The 15,720-nt window shown below is 62.0% G+C and carries 15 protein-coding genes and 4 tRNA genes; 12 read left to right on the forward strand and 7 right to left on the reverse strand.

The window, feature by feature from the left end:
• Positions 1–9: 9 nt before the first annotated feature.
• The gene (locus tag H7A76_RS17990; protein ID WP_185699735.1) at positions 10–969 is read right to left on the reverse strand and encodes a GlxA family transcriptional regulator; all 960 of its coding nucleotides are present in this window, start codon (positions 967–969) and stop codon (positions 10–12) included.
• 187 nt (positions 970–1,156) lie between these two features.
• Between H7A76_RS17990 and H7A76_RS17995 the strand changes: the two genes are divergently transcribed.
• From H7A76_RS17995 to H7A76_RS18005, 3 genes are all read left to right on the forward strand, one after another.
• On the forward strand, positions 1,157–1,468 hold the full coding sequence (locus tag H7A76_RS17995) for a cupin (RefSeq protein ID WP_185699736.1): 312 nt from the start codon (positions 1,157–1,159) through the stop codon (positions 1,466–1,468).
• 108 nt (positions 1,469–1,576) lie between these two features.
• Positions 1,577–2,728, forward strand: a complete 1,152-nt coding sequence (locus H7A76_RS18000; protein WP_185699737.1) for a TDT family transporter — start codon at positions 1,577–1,579, stop codon at positions 2,726–2,728.
• A gap of 82 nt (positions 2,729–2,810) precedes the next feature.
• Complete coding sequence (locus H7A76_RS18005) at positions 2,811–4,685, forward strand: MFS transporter (protein WP_185699738.1); 1,875 nt, start codon at positions 2,811–2,813, stop codon at positions 4,683–4,685.
• A 63-nt stretch (positions 4,686–4,748) separates the two neighbouring features.
• Here the strand turns inward: H7A76_RS18005 and sugE are convergent, their stop codons facing one another.
• From sugE to rdgC, 3 genes are all read right to left on the reverse strand, one after another.
• Positions 4,749–5,066, reverse strand: a complete 318-nt coding sequence (gene sugE / locus H7A76_RS18010; RefSeq protein ID WP_185699739.1) for a quaternary ammonium compound efflux SMR transporter SugE — start codon at positions 5,064–5,066, stop codon at positions 4,749–4,751.
• A 116-nt stretch (positions 5,067–5,182) separates the two neighbouring features.
• Positions 5,183–6,148 (reverse strand): bile acid:sodium symporter family protein, encoded by a 966-nt coding sequence (locus H7A76_RS18015; RefSeq protein ID WP_185699740.1) that lies wholly within the window; start codon positions 6,146–6,148, stop codon positions 5,183–5,185.
• Positions 6,149–6,223: 75 nt separating this feature from the next.
• Positions 6,224–7,144, reverse strand: coding sequence for a recombination-associated protein RdgC (rdgC, locus tag H7A76_RS18020; RefSeq protein ID WP_185699741.1), 921 nt, complete (start codon positions 7,142–7,144; stop codon positions 6,224–6,226).
• A 160-nt stretch (positions 7,145–7,304) separates the two neighbouring features.
• On the opposite strand from rdgC, the gene H7A76_RS18025 reads away from it, so the two are divergent.
• The 4 genes from H7A76_RS18025 (at position 7,305) to H7A76_RS18040 (ending at position 7,836) form a co-directional block, all read left to right on the forward strand.
• Positions 7,305–7,380 (forward strand) — tRNA-Val (locus H7A76_RS18025).
• 19 nt (positions 7,381–7,399) lie between these two features.
• Positions 7,400–7,476, forward strand: a tRNA-Asp gene (locus tag H7A76_RS18030).
• A 188-nt stretch (positions 7,477–7,664) separates the two neighbouring features.
• Positions 7,665–7,740, forward strand: a tRNA-Val gene (locus tag H7A76_RS18035).
• Between the two features lie 19 nt (positions 7,741–7,759).
• Positions 7,760–7,836, forward strand: a tRNA-Asp gene (locus tag H7A76_RS18040).
• A gap of 134 nt (positions 7,837–7,970) precedes the next feature.
• Here the strand turns inward: H7A76_RS18040 and H7A76_RS18045 are convergent.
• Together H7A76_RS18045 and H7A76_RS18050 are read right to left on the reverse strand one after the other, a co-directional pair.
• On the reverse strand, positions 7,971–9,140 hold the full coding sequence (locus H7A76_RS18045) for a catalase family protein (RefSeq protein ID WP_409519194.1): 1,170 nt from the start codon (positions 9,138–9,140) through the stop codon (positions 7,971–7,973).
• Positions 9,137–10,945, reverse strand: coding sequence for a di-heme-cytochrome C peroxidase (locus tag H7A76_RS18050; RefSeq protein WP_185699742.1), 1,809 nt, complete (start codon positions 10,943–10,945; stop codon positions 9,137–9,139). The genes H7A76_RS18045 and H7A76_RS18050 overlap by 4 nt, the downstream gene beginning before the upstream one ends.
• Positions 10,946–11,212: 267 nt before the next feature.
• Between H7A76_RS18050 and H7A76_RS18055 the strand changes: the two genes are divergently transcribed.
• The 5 genes from H7A76_RS18055 to H7A76_RS18075 all read left to right on the forward strand — a co-directional run bounded on the left by H7A76_RS18055 (position 11,213) and on the right by H7A76_RS18075 (position 13,907).
• Positions 11,213–11,935 carry an FKBP-type peptidyl-prolyl cis-trans isomerase gene (locus tag H7A76_RS18055; RefSeq protein ID WP_185699743.1) on the forward strand — a complete coding sequence of 241 codons (723 nt, stop codon included), beginning with the start codon at positions 11,213–11,215 and terminating at the stop codon, positions 11,933–11,935.
• A 291-nt stretch (positions 11,936–12,226) separates the two neighbouring features.
• Entirely contained in the window at positions 12,227–12,703 is a 477-nt protein-coding gene (locus tag H7A76_RS18060; protein WP_185699744.1) for a YkvA family protein, read from the forward strand.
• A 95-nt stretch (positions 12,704–12,798) separates the two neighbouring features.
• Entirely contained in the window at positions 12,799–13,140 is a 342-nt protein-coding gene (locus H7A76_RS18065; protein WP_185699745.1) for a helix-turn-helix domain-containing protein, read from the forward strand.
• On the forward strand, positions 13,137–13,508 hold the full coding sequence (locus tag H7A76_RS18070) for a hypothetical protein (RefSeq protein ID WP_003179080.1): 372 nt from the start codon (positions 13,137–13,139) through the stop codon (positions 13,506–13,508). The genes H7A76_RS18065 and H7A76_RS18070 overlap by 4 nt, the downstream gene beginning before the upstream one ends.
• Positions 13,509–13,907 carry a sel1 repeat family protein gene (locus H7A76_RS18075; protein ID WP_185699746.1) on the forward strand — a complete coding sequence of 133 codons (399 nt, stop codon included), beginning with the start codon at positions 13,509–13,511 and terminating at the stop codon, positions 13,905–13,907.
• Here the strand turns inward: H7A76_RS18075 and H7A76_RS18080 are convergent.
• Positions 13,876–15,684 carry a bifunctional diguanylate cyclase/phosphodiesterase gene (locus H7A76_RS18080; RefSeq protein WP_185699747.1) on the reverse strand — a complete coding sequence of 603 codons (1,809 nt, stop codon included), beginning with the start codon at positions 15,682–15,684 and terminating at the stop codon, positions 13,876–13,878. The genes H7A76_RS18075 and H7A76_RS18080 overlap by 32 nt on opposite strands.
• Positions 15,685–15,720: the final 36 nt, after the last annotated feature.

Raw genomic sequence — 15,720 nt, forward strand, 5'->3', positions numbered from 1 at the left:
CCCGGCATTTCAAGAGCGGCGAAATTGCGCCCGGTAGGCCGAAGGAGAAAGCTGCAACACGCCCGTGAAGTGCTGGCGCATCGACAGGGCACTGGTAAAACCCGAAGCCAGGGCGATGGCCTCGATGCCTTGCTGGCTGGTTTCCAGCAGGCGTTGGGCATGGCTCAGGCGTCGTCCAAGTAGCCATTGGCCGACAGTGGTGCCGGTCAGTTGGCGAAAGTGCCGGGTGAACGAGCGCCGGCTCATGGCCACCCGCGCGGCCAGGGCGTCCAGGGAGTGTTCTTGGGCAAAGTGCTGTTCCAGCCATTGCAGTAGCGGCGCCATGCGATCCCGTTCGCCACCCTTGGGCATCGCGCGTTCGATGAACTGCGCCTGGCCGCCAGAGCGATGCGGGGCGATCACCAGGTGTCGGGCCAGCTTGTGGGTGGCCTGCGCCCCACAGAGCTGTTGCAGCAGGTAGAGGCAGCAATCCAGGCCGGCGACAGTGCCGGCGGATGTCAGCAGGTTGCCGGCTGCGGCGTACAGCACATCGGCATCCAGGGCGACCCGGGGATACCTTTGGGCGAAGACCGGCGCCCAGCGCCAGTGGGTCGTGGCCGGCTGGCCGTCCAGCAGGCCGGTCTCCGCCAGGACGAAGGCTCCCAGGCACAACCCCAGCAGCCGGGCCCCGCGCCCGTGAGCGTGGCACAGGGCGTCGAGCAACTCCTGTGGCGGTCGCTCGAGGCTATCGCGCCAGGACGGCATGACAATCACATCGGCCTCGCGCAGCTCATCCAGATCATGGTGGGCGGTGATATCGAAGCCGGCCGACGTGCGCAGCGGCGGCTGTTCAAATGCGCAGACCCGCACCTGGAAGCTCGGCAGCTCGAGTTGCTGGTTGTGTTCTGCGAACACCAGCAACGGTACCGAGAGGTGAAACGGGCTGATGCCGTCAAAGGCGATTACCGCAATGCGGATGGGCTTGTGCATGTCGCAGGTGCTCGGAAAAATTGGCCTGATTCTATCGAAGCGTGGCTATCGGGCCACTTCTTTGTCGCATTGCCCTGGCTCAGCATTGGCACTCGTTTCCTGCTCCCGAGGAGGCCGGCATGGCCTGGATCTTTCGCTTCTTGCATGGCCCCGGACTGGGTTTCGCCGCCTGTGTGGAGTGCCGCTCATGAAGGTCATTCGCAGTGTCGACTTTGTCGGCGAGCGCGCCTGGGCGGCCCTGGATATCGCCTGCATGAATGGCATCAGCACGCGCCTGCACTGGACCGACCAGCCCTACCGCTGGCACGTCAATACGGGGGAGGAGGTTTTCGTGGTGCTGGATGGCCGGGTGCAGATGCGCTATCGCGACAATGGCCTGGAGCAGGCTGTATTGCTGGAGGTGGGCGATATCTTCCATGCCTCTGTAGGAACCGAACACGTGGCTCATCCCCAGGGTGTCGCCCGAGTGCTGGTAATCGAATCCGAGGGCAGTATCTGAGTCTTTTATCTATAAAACAGATAACAGATAGAGAAATTACCCGTTATATAGATATTCGATTAGGTTCTACCATGGCCTCAACCTCTTCCGAGGACAGGAGAACCCATCGTGACATGTAGCCAAAGCGTCAAGGCCGGCCGCCGGCCGTTGAGCCATCTGCAACACCCCCGCGAAGCCATTCGCCAATTCACCCCTAACTGGTTCGCCGCCACCATGGGCACCGGTGTCCTGGCCCTGGCCCTGGCCCAATGGCCAGCCGAGGTCCCAGGGCTGTGCCTGGTGGCGGAGGGCTTCTGGTGGCTGACCATTGTCCTGTTCTTGTTGTTCAGCGCGATGTACACCGCCCGCTGGGTGATGTTCTTCGATGAGGCGCAGCGGATCTTCGGACACTCCACGGTCTCGATGTTCTTCGGCACCATTCCCATGGGGCTGGCGACCATCATCAACGGTTTGTTGCTGTTCGGTCGTGGCCACTGGGGCGATGCGGTGCTGCTGCCGGCCCAAGTGCTCTGGTGGCTGGATGTGGCCATGTCCCTGGCTTGTGGGGTGCTGATTCCCTACATGATGTTCACCCGCCAGGAGCACAGCATCGACCAGATGACCGCAGTCTGGCTGCTGCCCGTGGTGGCGGCCGAGGTGGCTGCGGCCAGCGGTGGGTTGCTGGCTCCGCATCTGCTGGATGCTCACGCGCAGCTGGTGATGTTGAGTACCAGCTACGTGCTATGGGCTTTTTCGCTGCCGGTGGCGTTCAGCATCCTCACCATCCTGTTGCTGCGCATGGCCTTGCACAAGCTGCCCCATGAAAGCATGGCCGCCTCCAGCTGGCTGGCCCTGGGGCCGATCGGTACCGGCGCCCTGGGCATGCTGGTGCTGGGCGCGGACGCCCCGGCGATCTTCGCCGCCAATGGCCTGCCGAGCATCGGCGAGATCGCCGCCGGCCTGGGGCTGGTGGCAGGCTTGACCCTGTGGGGCTTCGGCCTGTGGTGGATGCTGATGGCGGTGCTGATCACCCGGCGCTACCTGAACGAAGGCATCCCCTTCAACCTCGGCTGGTGGGGATTCACCTTCCCGTTGGGCGTGTACTCGCTGGCGACCCTCAAGTTGGGCAGCACGTTGCACCTGGGGTTCTTCAATGTGGTGGGGACGGTGCTGGTGGCGGCCCTGGCGGTGATGTGGCTGATCGTCGCCAAGCGCACGCTGCAGGGCGCCTATAAAGGCGAGCTATTTGTTTCGCCATGCATTGCCGGCCTACATAAATAATCGGCAAACACAGGTAAGGTGTGGCCTGGATCGATGTTCGGCATTCCAATAACAGTATCCTCGCCACTCAGGAACACGGAAGATGAGTCACCCCTCGCAGTTCACCTTGCTTCGCAAGCGGCGTTTCCTGCCGTTTTTCATCACCCAGTCCCTCGGCGCCTTCAACGACAACATCTTCAAGCAGTCGCTGATCCTGGCCATCCTCTACAAGTTGAGCATCGAGGGCGACCGCTCGATCTGGGTCAACCTCTGCGCCTTGCTGTTCATCCTGCCGTTCTTCCTGTTTTCGGCGCTGGCCGGGCAGTTCGGCGAGAAGTTCGCCAAGGATGCGTTGATCCGCCTGATCAAGCTGGGAGAGATCGTGATCATGGTGGTAGGGGCCGTGGGGTTCGCCTTCGATCACCTGTCGTTGATGCTGCTGGCGCTGTTCGCCATGGGGACCCACTCGGCGCTGTTCGGCCCGGTCAAGTATTCGATCCTGCCCCAGGCCCTGCGTGAAGAAGAGCTGGTGGGCGGCAACGGCCTGGTGGAGATGGGGACCTTCCTGGCGATCCTGGCGGGCACCATCGGCGCCGGGATCATGATGTCCTCGGCGCATTACGCGGCGATCGTCTCGGCTGCCATGATCGGCGTCGCGGTGCTGGGCTACCTGGCCAGCCGGGCCATTCCCCGGGCGGCCGCGGCCACTCCACAATTGCGCCTGAACTGGAACATCTTCAGCCAGTCCTGGGCGACTCTGCGCCTGGGCTTGGGCCAGACACCGGCGGTGTCGCGCTCGATCGTCGGCAATTCCTGGTTCTGGTTCGTCGGGGCGATCTACCTGACCCAGATCCCGGCTTATGCCAAGGAATGGATGCACGGCGACGAAACGGTGGTAACCCTGATCCTCACCGTGTTCTCGGTGGGCATCGCCGTGGGATCGATGCTGTGCGAGAAGCTTTCGGGACGTAAGGTGGAGATCGGGCTGGTGCCCTTCGGTTCGCTGGGTCTCACGATATTCGGCCTGCTCCTGTGGTGGCACTCCGGCGGTATTCCTGAGAGTGCTACCGGTCACGGTTGGATCGAAGTGCTGGGTTTCTCCCATGCCTGGTGGGTGCTGCTGGATGTCCTGGGCCTGGGAATCTTCGGCGGTTTCTACATCGTGCCGTTGTATGCCCTGATCCAGTCGCGGACCCCGGAGCATGAGCGGGCGCGGGTGATTGCCGCCAACAACATCCTCAATGCGCTGTTCATGGTGGTTTCGGCGATTGTCTCCATTGTGCTGCTGAGCATGGCCAAGCTGAGCATTCCGCACCTGTTCCTGGTGGTATCGCTGCTCAATATCGCGGTCAACGTCTACATCTTCAAAGTGGTGCCCGAGTTCAGCATGCGTTTCATGATCTGGCTGCTCAGCCATTCCATGTACCGTGTGGAGCATCGCAACCTGGAGCAGATTCCCGATGAAGGCGCAGCGTTGCTGGTATGCAACCATGTGTCCTTTGTCGATGCCTTGCTGATTGGGGGCGCGGTGCGTCGGCCGATTCGCTTCGTGATGTACTACAAGATCTATAACCTGCCCGTGCTGAACTTCATCTTCCGCACTGCCGGGACCATTCCCATTGCCGCTCGCCATGAAGACCTGGAGACCTACGAAAAGGCCTTCAAGCAGATTGCCGAGTACCTGCGCGATGGTGAGCTGGTGTGCATCTTTCCCGAGGGCAAGCTGACCGCCGATGGCGAGATCAACGAGTTCAAGGGCGGCCTGACGCGGATTCTCGAGGAAACCCCGGTGCCGGTGGTTCCCTTGGCCTTGCAAGGACTGTGGGGGAGCTTCTTCAGCCGCGACCCGAACAAGGGGTTCTTCCATCGTTTCTGGTCGCGGATCACCCTGGTGGCTGGCTCGCCAGTCACGGTGGAGGCGGCGGAACCGGCCCAGTTGCAGACGGTGGTGGGCGAGCTGCGGGGCACGCGACGCTGAGTGATCGGTGGATAAAACAACGCCCGCGATGTCGCGGGCGTTGTTGTTTCTGCGCGGGTGTCGTCAGGCGGCGCTGACTTTCAGGCCCACCAGGCCGAGGATGATCAAGGCCACGCTGGCCAGGCGTACCAAGGCCATGGATTCGCCGAATAGGATAATGCCGGCGATCACCGTTCCCACCGCGCCGACGCCGGTCCAGATGGCATAGGCGGTGCCCAGTGGCAGCTCCTTCACGGCCAGGCCCAGCAGGCCCAGGCTGATGGCCATGGCAAGGATGGTCAAGGCAGTGGGCAGTGGACGGCTGAAACCCTCGGTGTACTTCAGGCCAACCGCCCAGCCCACTTCGAACAGGCCGGCGAAAAACAGAATGATCCAGGACATGCTGACCTCATTGGTTGATGGGGTCGTCCCCGTAAATACTCACTCGACTCGAGCGGCGGGGTCGTCCCCACGTTGCGCATTATACTGCGCAAATCAACCAGGGTAGCAGAGGTTTTTCAGGCGCCGGCGTTTGGTGCTTGCACCTTGGCGTCGCTGGGTTCGTCCATGCGGCGAAAGAAGGTCGCGAGCAAGGCCCCGGAAATGTTGTGCCAGACGCTGAACAGGGCACTGGGCACCGCTGCCAATGGCGAGAAGTGCGCACTGGCCAGGGCGGCTCCGAGACCGGAGTTCTGCATGCCGACCTCCAGTGCCAGGGATTTGCGCTGGGCCAGCGGTAGCTTGAACAGGCGCCCGGTGAAATAGCCCAGCAGGAAACCGAAGCTGTTATGCAGCATCACCACGGCCATGATCAGCAGGCCGGACTCGGCGATCTTCGCCTGGCTGGCGGCGACCACCGCGGCGACGATGATGACGATGCTCAGCACCGACACCAGCGGCAGCACCTCCACCGCATGCCGTACCCGCTGGCCCAGCAAGCGCTGGGCCATGACGCCGAGCACGATCGGCAGCAGCACCACTTGCATAATCGACCAGAACAGCTCCATGAAGGACACCGGCAGCCAAGCCGAAGCCAGCAGCCAGATCAAGGCAGGCGTCAGCAATGGCGCGAGCAGGGTGGTCACGGCGGCGATGGCCACCGACAGGGCGAGGTCGCCCCGGGCCAGCCAGGTCATGACGTTGGACGCGGTGCCGCTCGGGCAGCAGCCGACCAGGATGACCCCGACGGCGATCTCGGGGGGCAGCTCGAATATCTGGCAAAGCGCCCAGGCCACTCCGGGCATGATGACGAAATGCGCCACCACCCCCAGGGCCACTCGCCAGGGATGGCGGGCGACTTCGGCGAAGTCCTCGAGCTTCAGGGTCAGGCCCATGCCGAACATCACCAAGCCCAACAGCGGCACAATGGCGGCCTTGAGGCCGATGAACCAGGTCGGCTGGAAAAACGCCAGTACCGCGAAGACCAGCACCCAGTAGGCGAAGGTGTTGCCGACGAAGCGACTCAGTGCAACCAGTGCGCGCATGGCCTGTTCCTCATATATATGAAAACGCCACCGAAGGCGGTGGCGTGTGGTGCGATGGGCTGTCCGGCCAGGGCGTCAGATACCCTGCGGGATCTCTTCGCCGCCCAGGGCCTCGAACAGCGCCGGGAGGAACTCGCCGAAGGTCAGCATCATCAGGGTGAAGCTGGCATCGAGCTGGCCCAGGGTCTCGTCGCCACCCTCTTCCTCGGCCTGGGTTTGCAGCAGGTCCTCGAACTTCAGGCGCTTGACCACCATCTTGTCGTCCAGCACGAAGGACAGCTTGTCCTGCCAGGCCAGGGACAGTTGGGTAACCACCTTGCCGGTGCTCAGGTGCAGTTGGATTTCCTCGCTGGTCAGGTCCTGGCGCTTGCAGCGCACGATGCCGCCGTCTTCGTGGGTATCGCGCAGTTCGCATTCGTCGAGGACGAAGAAGTCGTCGGCGGCCTGTTGGGTCTTGACCCAGTCGGTCATGATCGCGGTCGGCGCGGTCTTCACCGTCAGCGGCCGGACCGGCAGGGTGCCGAGTACTTCGCGCAGGGTGGAGAGCAAGTCTTCGGCACGCTTGGGGCTGGCCGAGTTCACCAGGATCAGGCCCTGTTTCGGCGCGATGGCGGCGAAGGTCGAAGAACGGCGGATGAAGGCGCGGGGGAGGAAGGCCTGGATGATTTCATCCTTGATCTGGTCGCGTTCCTTCTTGTAGACCTTGCGCATCTGCTCGGCCTCGATTTCCTCGACCTTCTCCTTGACCGCGTCGCGGACCACGCTGCCGGGCAGGATGCGTTCTTCCTTGCGTGCCGCCACCAGCATGAAGTCCTGGCTGACGTGCACCAGCGGAGCATCCTCACCCTTGCCGAAAGGGGCGACGAAACCGTAAGTGGTCAACTCCTGGCTTGCACAGGGACGCGCCAGTTTGGTCGCCAGTGCAGTTTCCAGCGCCTCAGCATCAACGGGCAGATCTTGGGTCAGGCGATAGATCAGCAGGTTTTTGAACCACATGGGGTGAATCTCTCCTTTATACAAAGGAGGGCATTATTCTCTTCGCTGTCGCTCAGGCCAACCCTTCGCTAAGCCTTTGGAAGGGCTGAAAAAATTATTATAAAAAGTGCTTGCCAGAGCGCAGGCTGCTCCGTAGAATGCGCGCCACACCGAACGAGAAGGGTGATTAGCTCAGCTGGGAGAGCGTCTGCCTTACAAGCAGAATGTCGGCGGTTCGATCCCGTCATCACCCACCACTTACTTTCAACGCTACGCGCAGCGGTAGTTCAGTCGGTTAGAATACCGGCCTGTCACGCCGGGGGTCGCGGGTTCGAGTCCCGTCCGCTGCGCCATATTCGGTAACCTGGAACACTGAACGCCAGGTCACCACGGAAAGCCCGCTAACGCGGGCTTTTTGCTGTAAGAGGTTTTGCGGGTCGTGCGGAAAACCATGGGGATTCAGATTTTTTTGATAAAAATATCAATTAAATCAACACTTTATGAATTTCTGTGGCATAATGCGCCCCGCAACGAAGGTAAAGGGTGATTAGCTCAGCTGGGAGAGCGTCTGCCTTACAAGCAGAATGTCGGCGGTTCGATCCCGTCATCACCCACCACTTACTTTCAACGCTACGCGCAGCGGTAGTTCAGTCGGTTAGAATACCGGCCTGTCACGCCGGGGGTCGCGGGTTCGAGTCCCGTCCGCTGCGCCATATCCGGTAGCCTGGAACACTGAACGCCAGGTCACCACGAAAAGCCCGCTCAACGCGGGCTTTTTGCTGTCTGGGGTTTACCCAGTGCTTGAATGAAAAAGCGGCCCCAGGGGCCGCTTTTTTCGTTTGTGCGCCTACTGCTCGGCGTTGCGACTATGCCGGTAGTCGCTGACGGCCTCGTACACCGACTTGCGCAGACGGTTGATGCCGCCGATAGGGCGATGGGCTTCCAGGCCGAACCAAGGGTTGAACGACTGGTTGTCGCAGGCCAGGTTCTGCGCCGGAGTGTCGAAATCCTGGGCGGGAATCGTCACCCGTGCCACGGTTTCGAAGGGGGCGTCCGTTTCCTCCCATTCGATACTGGTGTCTTCGATCGGCATGAAACGGTTCGGATCCTGGCGCTGTACCTGCAGGACGAAGCACGCCGGGATCCGGTCCGTGGACAATTGCTGGACCAGGGCGCTACGCAGGAAGTTGGGCAGGTCCTGGTTCTGTGCCGGTAAATCATAGGCCGGGCAACTGCCTGGGTCCGGCATCACCCGGAACTTGGCGTTGGCCTTGCCGAACTTGTAGGGCGAGACCGAGAAGTAGGTGGTCTGGGTCGGGCTAGCCGGTGCTGGCGCCAGGGTCGCCAGGGCGATGAACAAATGGCGGACCTGCCAGGTGCGCGGGTCCCAGGCGGGGAAGAAGGCGCCGACTTTCTTGCCGTCGGCCTGGGCCGCGATGTTCTGCTGGTACTCGGCCACGTCGCTGACGAAGAAGTTCGGATGATTGAACATCACGAAATCCTGTTCCTGGCGCGCCGCCTCCGAAGCCATCAACTGCCGACCCGGGACCTCATGCAGCTTGATCGCCATGCCCCGCGCATCGCGGATGCTGTCGAACTGCGGGTAGGCATTGCCATTGGACAGGCGCACCGTGGCCTGCCAGGTTTGCCCCGGGTTGGCGAAGACCCCCTGGCGCAGTTCCGGGGCCAGGTCCTTGATTACCTGGACTTCGGCTTTCACGCAGCCATGGGCCTTGGCATGGGCGTCGCGCAGGTAGCGGGTCCCCTCGCGATGCTGGTCGACGATGCGCACGGCGGTCTGGATGATGTCCTGGGTGCGCGCCGCTTCGTCCGCGGGGATCTGTTCCTGTGCCGCGACCGGGCCGCGATGCTGCCAGGCGAACCAGATACTGGCCAAGGCCCAGCCCGCGAGGCCGAGCACCACCAGCAGCAACAGCAGCTTGCCCAGTAGCGCGCCCAGGCGCAGCCAGAGCCGGCTCGGCAGGGAAGGGCGTTTGCTTGCAAGATCGAGTTTCATGGCAGTTGCGACTCCAGCGGTCCGCCCAGCACTTTCAGGTACTCCAGCAGCGCCCAGCGCTCCTCAGGCTGCAATAGCGGGCCGATGACCCCATTGCCCCGCTGGCCGGCGCGGAATTCGTGGCCACTGTTGTGGTTGCCGCTGATCCGGGTATCGAATTCGAAGCCGTTCTTGAACGCTTCCGGGCGATAGCCCAGGTGCTTGGGGTCGTACTCGAAGGTCCCGCGGTAGAAGGTCGTGGCGCGTTCCGACTGGGGTGACAGGAGTTGATAGAGGTTGGGCACCGAACCGTTGTGCAGGTAGGGCGGTGTCGCCCAGACCCCGGCCAGCGGGCGGGCCTTGTAGGCACGCAGTTCGCGCACGCCGATCGGCAGGCCGTAGCCATCCAGCCTTGGACGTTCTTCGGGCGTGACCTGGGCATCGCGATAGGCGCGCTCCTCGACGAAAGCGGTGATGTACGCCAGGCCCTTGGCGGCCGACATCTGCCGCAGGTCCAGGGGCTCGGTGGGGGGCGGATGCAGCTCGACATTGGATTTGGCCAGCTCGGCGGTGTCCCATTGCAGGGCGCTCAGGTCATAACGCAGGTCGGCGATGTTGCTGGCCGAGTTGGGGTCGGTGCCGATCACCGAGACCGGCAGCATCTTCAACTGCTGTACCGGTCGGCCGTCGTTCTCGCTAACTGCGGGCACATGGCAGCCGGCGCAGTGGCTGGCGAACAGGGTGCGACCCTTGGCGGCCAGGGGCTTGTCGATATTGCCCAGCAAGGCCTCCGGCCAGGTAGGCGGCTTGAGGCGCTGCAGGGTTTCCTCGATCTGGTTGAGATCGCGCACGCGCACGCTGGAAGGGTAGCGTGCCTCACCGGTCAATGGCTGGCCATTGGCGTCGAACAGGTTCAGGGTCGCGCCCACGCCCAGGGCTTCGCCGATGTTTCGGGCCATGGGCTGTTGCGCCGAACCGTTCCACTGCACCCAGTCGAAGGTCCAGATATCCCAGAGTTGTGGATAGTCCACCGGAGCGTTGGCGATCCGGTAGTTGGTCGGGGAAATCGCATCACCGAAGCTGGCGTTGGCGATACGGCCGAACGCGTCCGTGCGGCCAGGGCCTTCCTCGGTGGGGTAGAGGCCGCGATGGGTGTCGTTCCAGGCCGTACGCAGGAAGGTGTCCAGCGATACCTTGAAGTCCTTGCGCAACTGTTCGTGCCGTTGCTCGTAGTCCGCCCCCAGCACCTTGCGGGCGAAGCGTTCGAATTTCCACGGGTTGTAGTAGGTCAGCGCCAGGCTGGCCACCAGGGCCTGGCCGAAGCTGCCGCCGCGCAGGGTCGGCACGCTCGATGGCAGCACATGCTGGGCCGGGCCGCCGTCGATCCGCAGGGCCTGGCGGTTGAAGCGCAACTCGCCGGTGTGGCAGGCCGAGCAGGTAATGTCCAGGTATTGCTCCTGGCTACCCGGGTTCTGGTGGCGGGCGAACCCTACTGGCAAGTTGCCGGGGTTTTGCGCCGTGGCTTTCTGCCCGGGTTCCACCAGGAAGCCGAAGCGCGCCAGGTACTCGGGGGTGGCGAAGGGCTGCTCGGAAAAGGGCAGTTCCAGGGCGACGAACCAGTCATAGCGCAGACCCTTGACCTGGGTACCCTGGGGCGTGAAGTAATACGTCTGGCGATCCTGGGCGTCCCATTGGTCCAGGTAGTGCACTTTTTCGGCAGGCACATAGTCGGGAAGCTTCGGATTGGCGGTGTAGTAGGCGACCACGGCCAGGGCGATGCCGATCAGCACGGCAATCAACAGCAATACACGGTAGATGAGGCGCAAGATGTACTTCCTTGTCGAATTTCGCTCCCTTATGCCTGAGCTCATCTGACGCGGCAAGTAGCCATTACTTGCGCTATGGTTATTCGCGCTCTTTCACACGCCTCGCGATGTATCCGGACGGGGCATATCCCAGACCACGAAATGCGTTTGAAGACGTGAACTTATCAGCGGTTTACTGCTCTTATGCCGGTAGCCATTGGTCGTGGCCGCCTGATAAGCTCGCGGCTTTATTCGATTGCCCTTTAGGCGCATGAACAAGGAAATAGCATGAAACAGCATCGGTTGGCGGCGGCGGTGGCCCTGGTTAGCCTGGTACTCGCCGGTTGTGACTCGCAGACCAGCGTAGAGCTGAAAACCCCAGCTCAGAAAGCTTCCTACGGCATCGGCTTGAACATGGGCAAGAGCTTGGCCCAGGAAGGCATGGATGACCTGGATTCCAAAGCCGTGGCCCTGGGCATCGAAGATGCCGTCGGCAAGAAAGAACAGAAGCTCAAAGACGAAGAACTGATCGAGGCCTTTGCCGCACTGCAAAAGCGCGCTGAAGAGCGCATGGCCAAGATGAGTGAAGAGTCGGCCGCCGCCGGCAAGAAATTCCTCGAAGAGAACGGCAAGAAGACTGGTGTCACCACCACTGCTTCCGGCCTGCAGTACGAAGTCCTGAAGAAGGCCGATGGCCCTCAGCCCAAGCCGACTGACGTGGTGACCGTGCACTACACCGGCACCCTGACCAACGGTACGGTGTTCGACAGCTCGGTAGAGCGTGGCAGCCCGATCGACCTGCCGGTCAGCGGCGTGATCCCGGGTTGGGTCGAAGGCCTGCAACTGATGCATGTCGGCGAGAAGTACAAGCTGTATATCCCTAGCGACCTGGCCTATGGCGCCCAGAGCCCAAGCCCGGCGATCCCCGCCAATTCGGTGCTGGTGTTCGAGCTGGAACTGCTGGGTATCAAGGATCCAGCCAAGCAAGACAAGCCGAACGCAGCCAAGTAACCTGCTGCAACGTCTGCAACAACGCCTCGTTCTTACGGGGCGTTGTCGTTTCTACAGGCTGGCAATGGTAAAAAATCCGAACTGGCGACGTTGTCGGCAGTCAGAACAGTGGAACGCCAGCAGCTAGTCGCTGGAGCCTGCCAAGTCAATGAAATGATGGGTTTTTTATGTGAGTAAAAAACGCCCGATCTGAGTTCAGGCCTTGTAAAACGGGGCTTTCAGCGTTGAAAAGGCGCTCTGTTCACAAGGTTATCCACAATTTGTGTGGATAACATTTCAGTGGGAGAGAAGATGAAAGCACCCTGGAATTTTGCCCGCTTCCTGCCCCTGGCCGCTCGGCTCCTGGGGCGTGGCCGTTTGCCGACGCTGTTGTTCGCCGTGGCGAGCAAGGGCGTTTTCCAGGGTGAGCGCCTGGGCAAGGTCAAGGAAGACCTGCGTCTGTTGCAGGCGTTGTGCCTGGCCTACTGGCGGGGCGAGTATCGAGCGATCAGTCCCAAGGCACTGTTGTCGGTGGTTGCCGGCCTGATGTACTTCCTCAGCCCGCTGGATGCGATTCCCGACTTCCTGCCGCTGTTCGGCATGCTCGATGACATCGCCGTGCTGGCTTGGCTGATGAAGACCCTGGGCGATGAGCTGGATGCCTTCCGCGCCTGGCGCAATCGCCAGACACCGGAAAAGCTGGCGGTAGTGGAGCGCCTGCCGGACACCGCCGAACAATTGCGCCTGGAGGGGGCGGGGAAAACCTCCGGTAATGGCCCTGTTACCTGATGACAATCATGCTCTGCGCGACCGCTATCGCTGTTAGGATTACACTTCTAAGGAAAATTCCGACTCTTTAAGTGTCGTACTCCTACGGGGTGGTGATGGATATCCAGATTATTGAACGCGATGGCGAACCCGAGTATGCGGTTCTGCCGTGGGCTCAGTATCAAGCGTTGTTAAAAGCCGCAGGTCTCACCGCACACGCACAACAAGCCGCTGCCGCTTCTCAGGCGGCGACACCGGCCCAGAATCTTCCGGGCCTGGATCAATTACGCAATCTACGCGAAGGGAAGGGCATCGCCATCGAGGCGCTGGCCCGCAAAGTAGGCATCAGCCCGTCTTACCTGGCCCTGATTGAAAGTGGCGAGCGTCAGCCTGACGCTGCTATTCGCCGCAGCCTGGCCTGGGAGTTGACGGTGCCGGGGTGGAGGGAGCAACCGTGAGTGTAAGGATCAGTCGTCAGCACTGGGATGGGCTGTTGGGTGAGCTGGATCAAGCCCGGCGTCAACGCCATCTCTTAACCTACCGTGCATTGCTGGAGCGCTTGCAGTTGCCCAGCCCGGCGATGCAGACCCTGACGGCCGCGCTGGAGCATCTGGCGGCTCTGGATGCGCGAGCCGAGCAACCGCTGCGCAGTTCCCTGGTCATCAGCCAGGGCGCCAGCCGCCTGCCGCGTACCGGATTCTTCGAGTGCGTGGAGCGCCTGGGGCGGTTTTCCGGACCTTCCGATGGTGTTGCCGCCGCGTCCTGGCATGCCTCGGAAGTGGTGCGAGTGTTCGAGTATGAATATCCCGAATCAGCGGAGGCTTGAATGTTCTGGCGATTCAAGGCGCGGGCCGGCTATTGGCTGGCGCGCCGGTTGTTTCATTGGCCCTGGTTCATCCGCCAGCCCCGTAGCTGGCGCTGGATGGAGGGGCAGTATGCGCGCATGGCCAACCTGGGCAATGTGGGCGCGCAAAGCTTCTATGGACATATCCTGCTTTTCCGTGGGCAGGGGCTCGGGGCGCGGGAGGAGGGGATCCGCCTGTTGCGCCTGGCTGCGTTGGCCGGCGATGCCAAGGCTGCCTACCAGCTTGGGGTGATCAGCCTGGCCGGCTCTGCCAGCAAGGCACCCGATGCTGCCGAAGCTGCCCGCTGGTGGCAACTTTCGGCCCGGGCCGGACATCCCCTGGCCAGCCTCAAGCTGGAGCAGCTAGGTCCGCAGCACTGAGGTTTCCGGTGCGCTGGCGGGCCAGGGCTTCCAGGCTGTCGATCACGTGCACGCTGTAGCCCTGGACGTTCTTGGCATGGTGCTTGGCCTGGGAGGCCAGCTCCGCCAGTTGGCTGGAGTCCAGTTGCCCGCAGGCCTGTGGATACAGGTGCACCACGCCGATGGACAGTGACAGCAAGGGGAATTCCTGGCGAATTCCCTGGCGGTTGGGCGCCACGAAACAACCGGCTTCCAGGTGTTCGCTGCGATAGAAGCGCCGGCACTGGCTGTGAAAGTCATCCAGCAACTGATTCAGCCGTTTGCGCCAGTCCTCCGGCCCTAGCACCAGCAGGAAATCATCCCCGCCGATATGCCCGACGAAGTCGCGGCTCGGGTCCACCCGGTCATTCAGGCATTGCGCCAGGCACAGCAGCACCTCATCGCCGCGCCCATAGCCGTAGATGTCGTTGAAGGGCTTGAAGCTGTCGATATCCACATAACAGATCACCGATTCACGACCCTGCTGGAGCAAGCGGGTCAGGCACTGCTGGATGGGGACGTTGCCCGGCAGCAGCGTCAGGGGGTTGGCGTAGCGGGCCTGCTGGATCTTCAGTTCAGTGATCAGCTTGAGCACATCGATCACCCGCCCCAGCCCCAGGTAATGGCCATTGAGGGTGATGATGAAATCTTCCTCGATGCGTTGCCTGGCGCGGCTGGTGATCAGCCGGCTGACCTGTTGCAGCGACTGGGTCAGTTCGACGGCCAGGAAGTCGTCGTTCATCAGCCGGCTGATGGGCTTGCGGGCGAACAGGTCGGTGGCGAATGGCTTGAGCAGCGCATCGGAAAGCGAATGTCGGTGGACGATTCCGCAGGGCTGGCCCTGCTCGTCAAGAACCGCCAGGGAGTTGAGATTGGCCTGGCGGCGAAAGGCCTCCAGCACGTTGGCCGTGGGCGTGTTGCGCGCCACCGCCGGCTGGTCGTTGAGCAGGGCGCTGAGGTCGCTGCCTTCGTCATTCAAGGCCACGCTGGTGTTGTCGTGCTTGGGCATCATCGCCCAGGCATCCTGGGACGGTTGTTCCTGGGGCCGGCACAGCAGGTAACCCTGGACCAGGTCGACGCCCATCTCGGTGAGCACCGCCAGTTCCTCGGCCAGTTCGATGCCTTCGGCGATCACCTTGGCCCGGGAGGCCTTGGCGATCTGCAGGATCGACCCGACGAACTCGCGCTTGAGCGCATCCTGGTGGATACCGTCGATGAAATGGCGATCGATCTTCACATAATCCGGCCGCAGTTCCGACCACAAGCGCAGGCTGGAATAGCCGGCCCCCAAGTCATCCAGGGCGATCGAGAACCCCATGTCGCGATAGTGGTGCAGGGCGTTCTGCAGCAGTTGGAAATCGTCGATGGGCGTTTGTTCGGTGAGTTCGATTACCACCTGGCTGGGTGGGATGCCGAAGTCTTGCAGTAATTGCAGAGTGCGCCCGGGTTGGTGGGCGGCTTCCAGCAGGGACTCGGGGGAAACGTTGAGGAACAACTTGCCAGGCAGCAGTTGCTCACTGAAGCGTCGGCAGGCGCTATGGCGGCAGGCGATTTCCAATTCGCTCAGACGACCGGCCTGGCGGGCTATGGCGAACAGGGTGACAGGGGAGTGCAGCGGGCTATTGGAGGGGCCGCGGCTCAAGGCCTCATAGCCGAGAATGCGGCGTTCCGAGAGGGAAATGATTGGTTGGAACAGGCTGTGCAAACCGCTTTGAGCCAGGATTGAACTCAATGCACTGAGCTGTTCGGTCGTGGTCATGGCGATCTCTGTCGATGAAAAAAGGACCGGTTGCGC

The organism is Pseudomonas sp. MSSRFD41 (genome assembly GCF_014230245.1).
Classification (GTDB): domain Bacteria; phylum Pseudomonadota; class Gammaproteobacteria; order Pseudomonadales; family Pseudomonadaceae; genus Aquipseudomonas; species Aquipseudomonas piscis.

Coding starts and splice junctions, on each gene's coding strand:
- H7A76_RS17990 (WP_185699735.1), bottom strand. CDS start 969: ATGCACAAGCCCATCCGCATTGCGGTAATCGCCTTTGACGGCATCAGC.
- H7A76_RS18080 (WP_185699747.1), bottom strand. CDS start 15,684: ATGACCACGACCGAACAGCTCAGTGCATTGAGTTCAATCCTGGCTCAA.
- rdgC (WP_185699741.1), bottom strand. CDS start 7,144: ATGTGGTTCAAAAACCTGCTGATCTATCGCCTGACCCAAGATCTGCCC.
- H7A76_RS18055 (WP_185699743.1), top strand. CDS start 11,213: ATGAAACAGCATCGGTTGGCGGCGGCGGTGGCCCTGGTTAGCCTGGTA.
- H7A76_RS18060 (WP_185699744.1), top strand. CDS start 12,227: ATGAAAGCACCCTGGAATTTTGCCCGCTTCCTGCCCCTGGCCGCTCGG.
- H7A76_RS17995 (WP_185699736.1), top strand. CDS start 1,157: ATGAAGGTCATTCGCAGTGTCGACTTTGTCGGCGAGCGCGCCTGGGCG.
- H7A76_RS18075 (WP_185699746.1), top strand. CDS start 13,509: ATGTTCTGGCGATTCAAGGCGCGGGCCGGCTATTGGCTGGCGCGCCGG.
- H7A76_RS18005 (WP_185699738.1), top strand. CDS start 2,811: ATGAGTCACCCCTCGCAGTTCACCTTGCTTCGCAAGCGGCGTTTCCTG.
- H7A76_RS18045 (WP_409519194.1), bottom strand. CDS start 9,140: ATGAAACTCGATCTTGCAAGCAAACGCCCTTCCCTGCCGAGCCGGCTC.
- H7A76_RS18065 (WP_185699745.1), top strand. CDS start 12,799: ATGGATATCCAGATTATTGAACGCGATGGCGAACCCGAGTATGCGGTT.
- sugE (WP_185699739.1), bottom strand. CDS start 5,066: ATGTCCTGGATCATTCTGTTTTTCGCCGGCCTGTTCGAAGTGGGCTGG.
- H7A76_RS18015 (WP_185699740.1), bottom strand. CDS start 6,148: ATGCGCGCACTGGTTGCACTGAGTCGCTTCGTCGGCAACACCTTCGCC.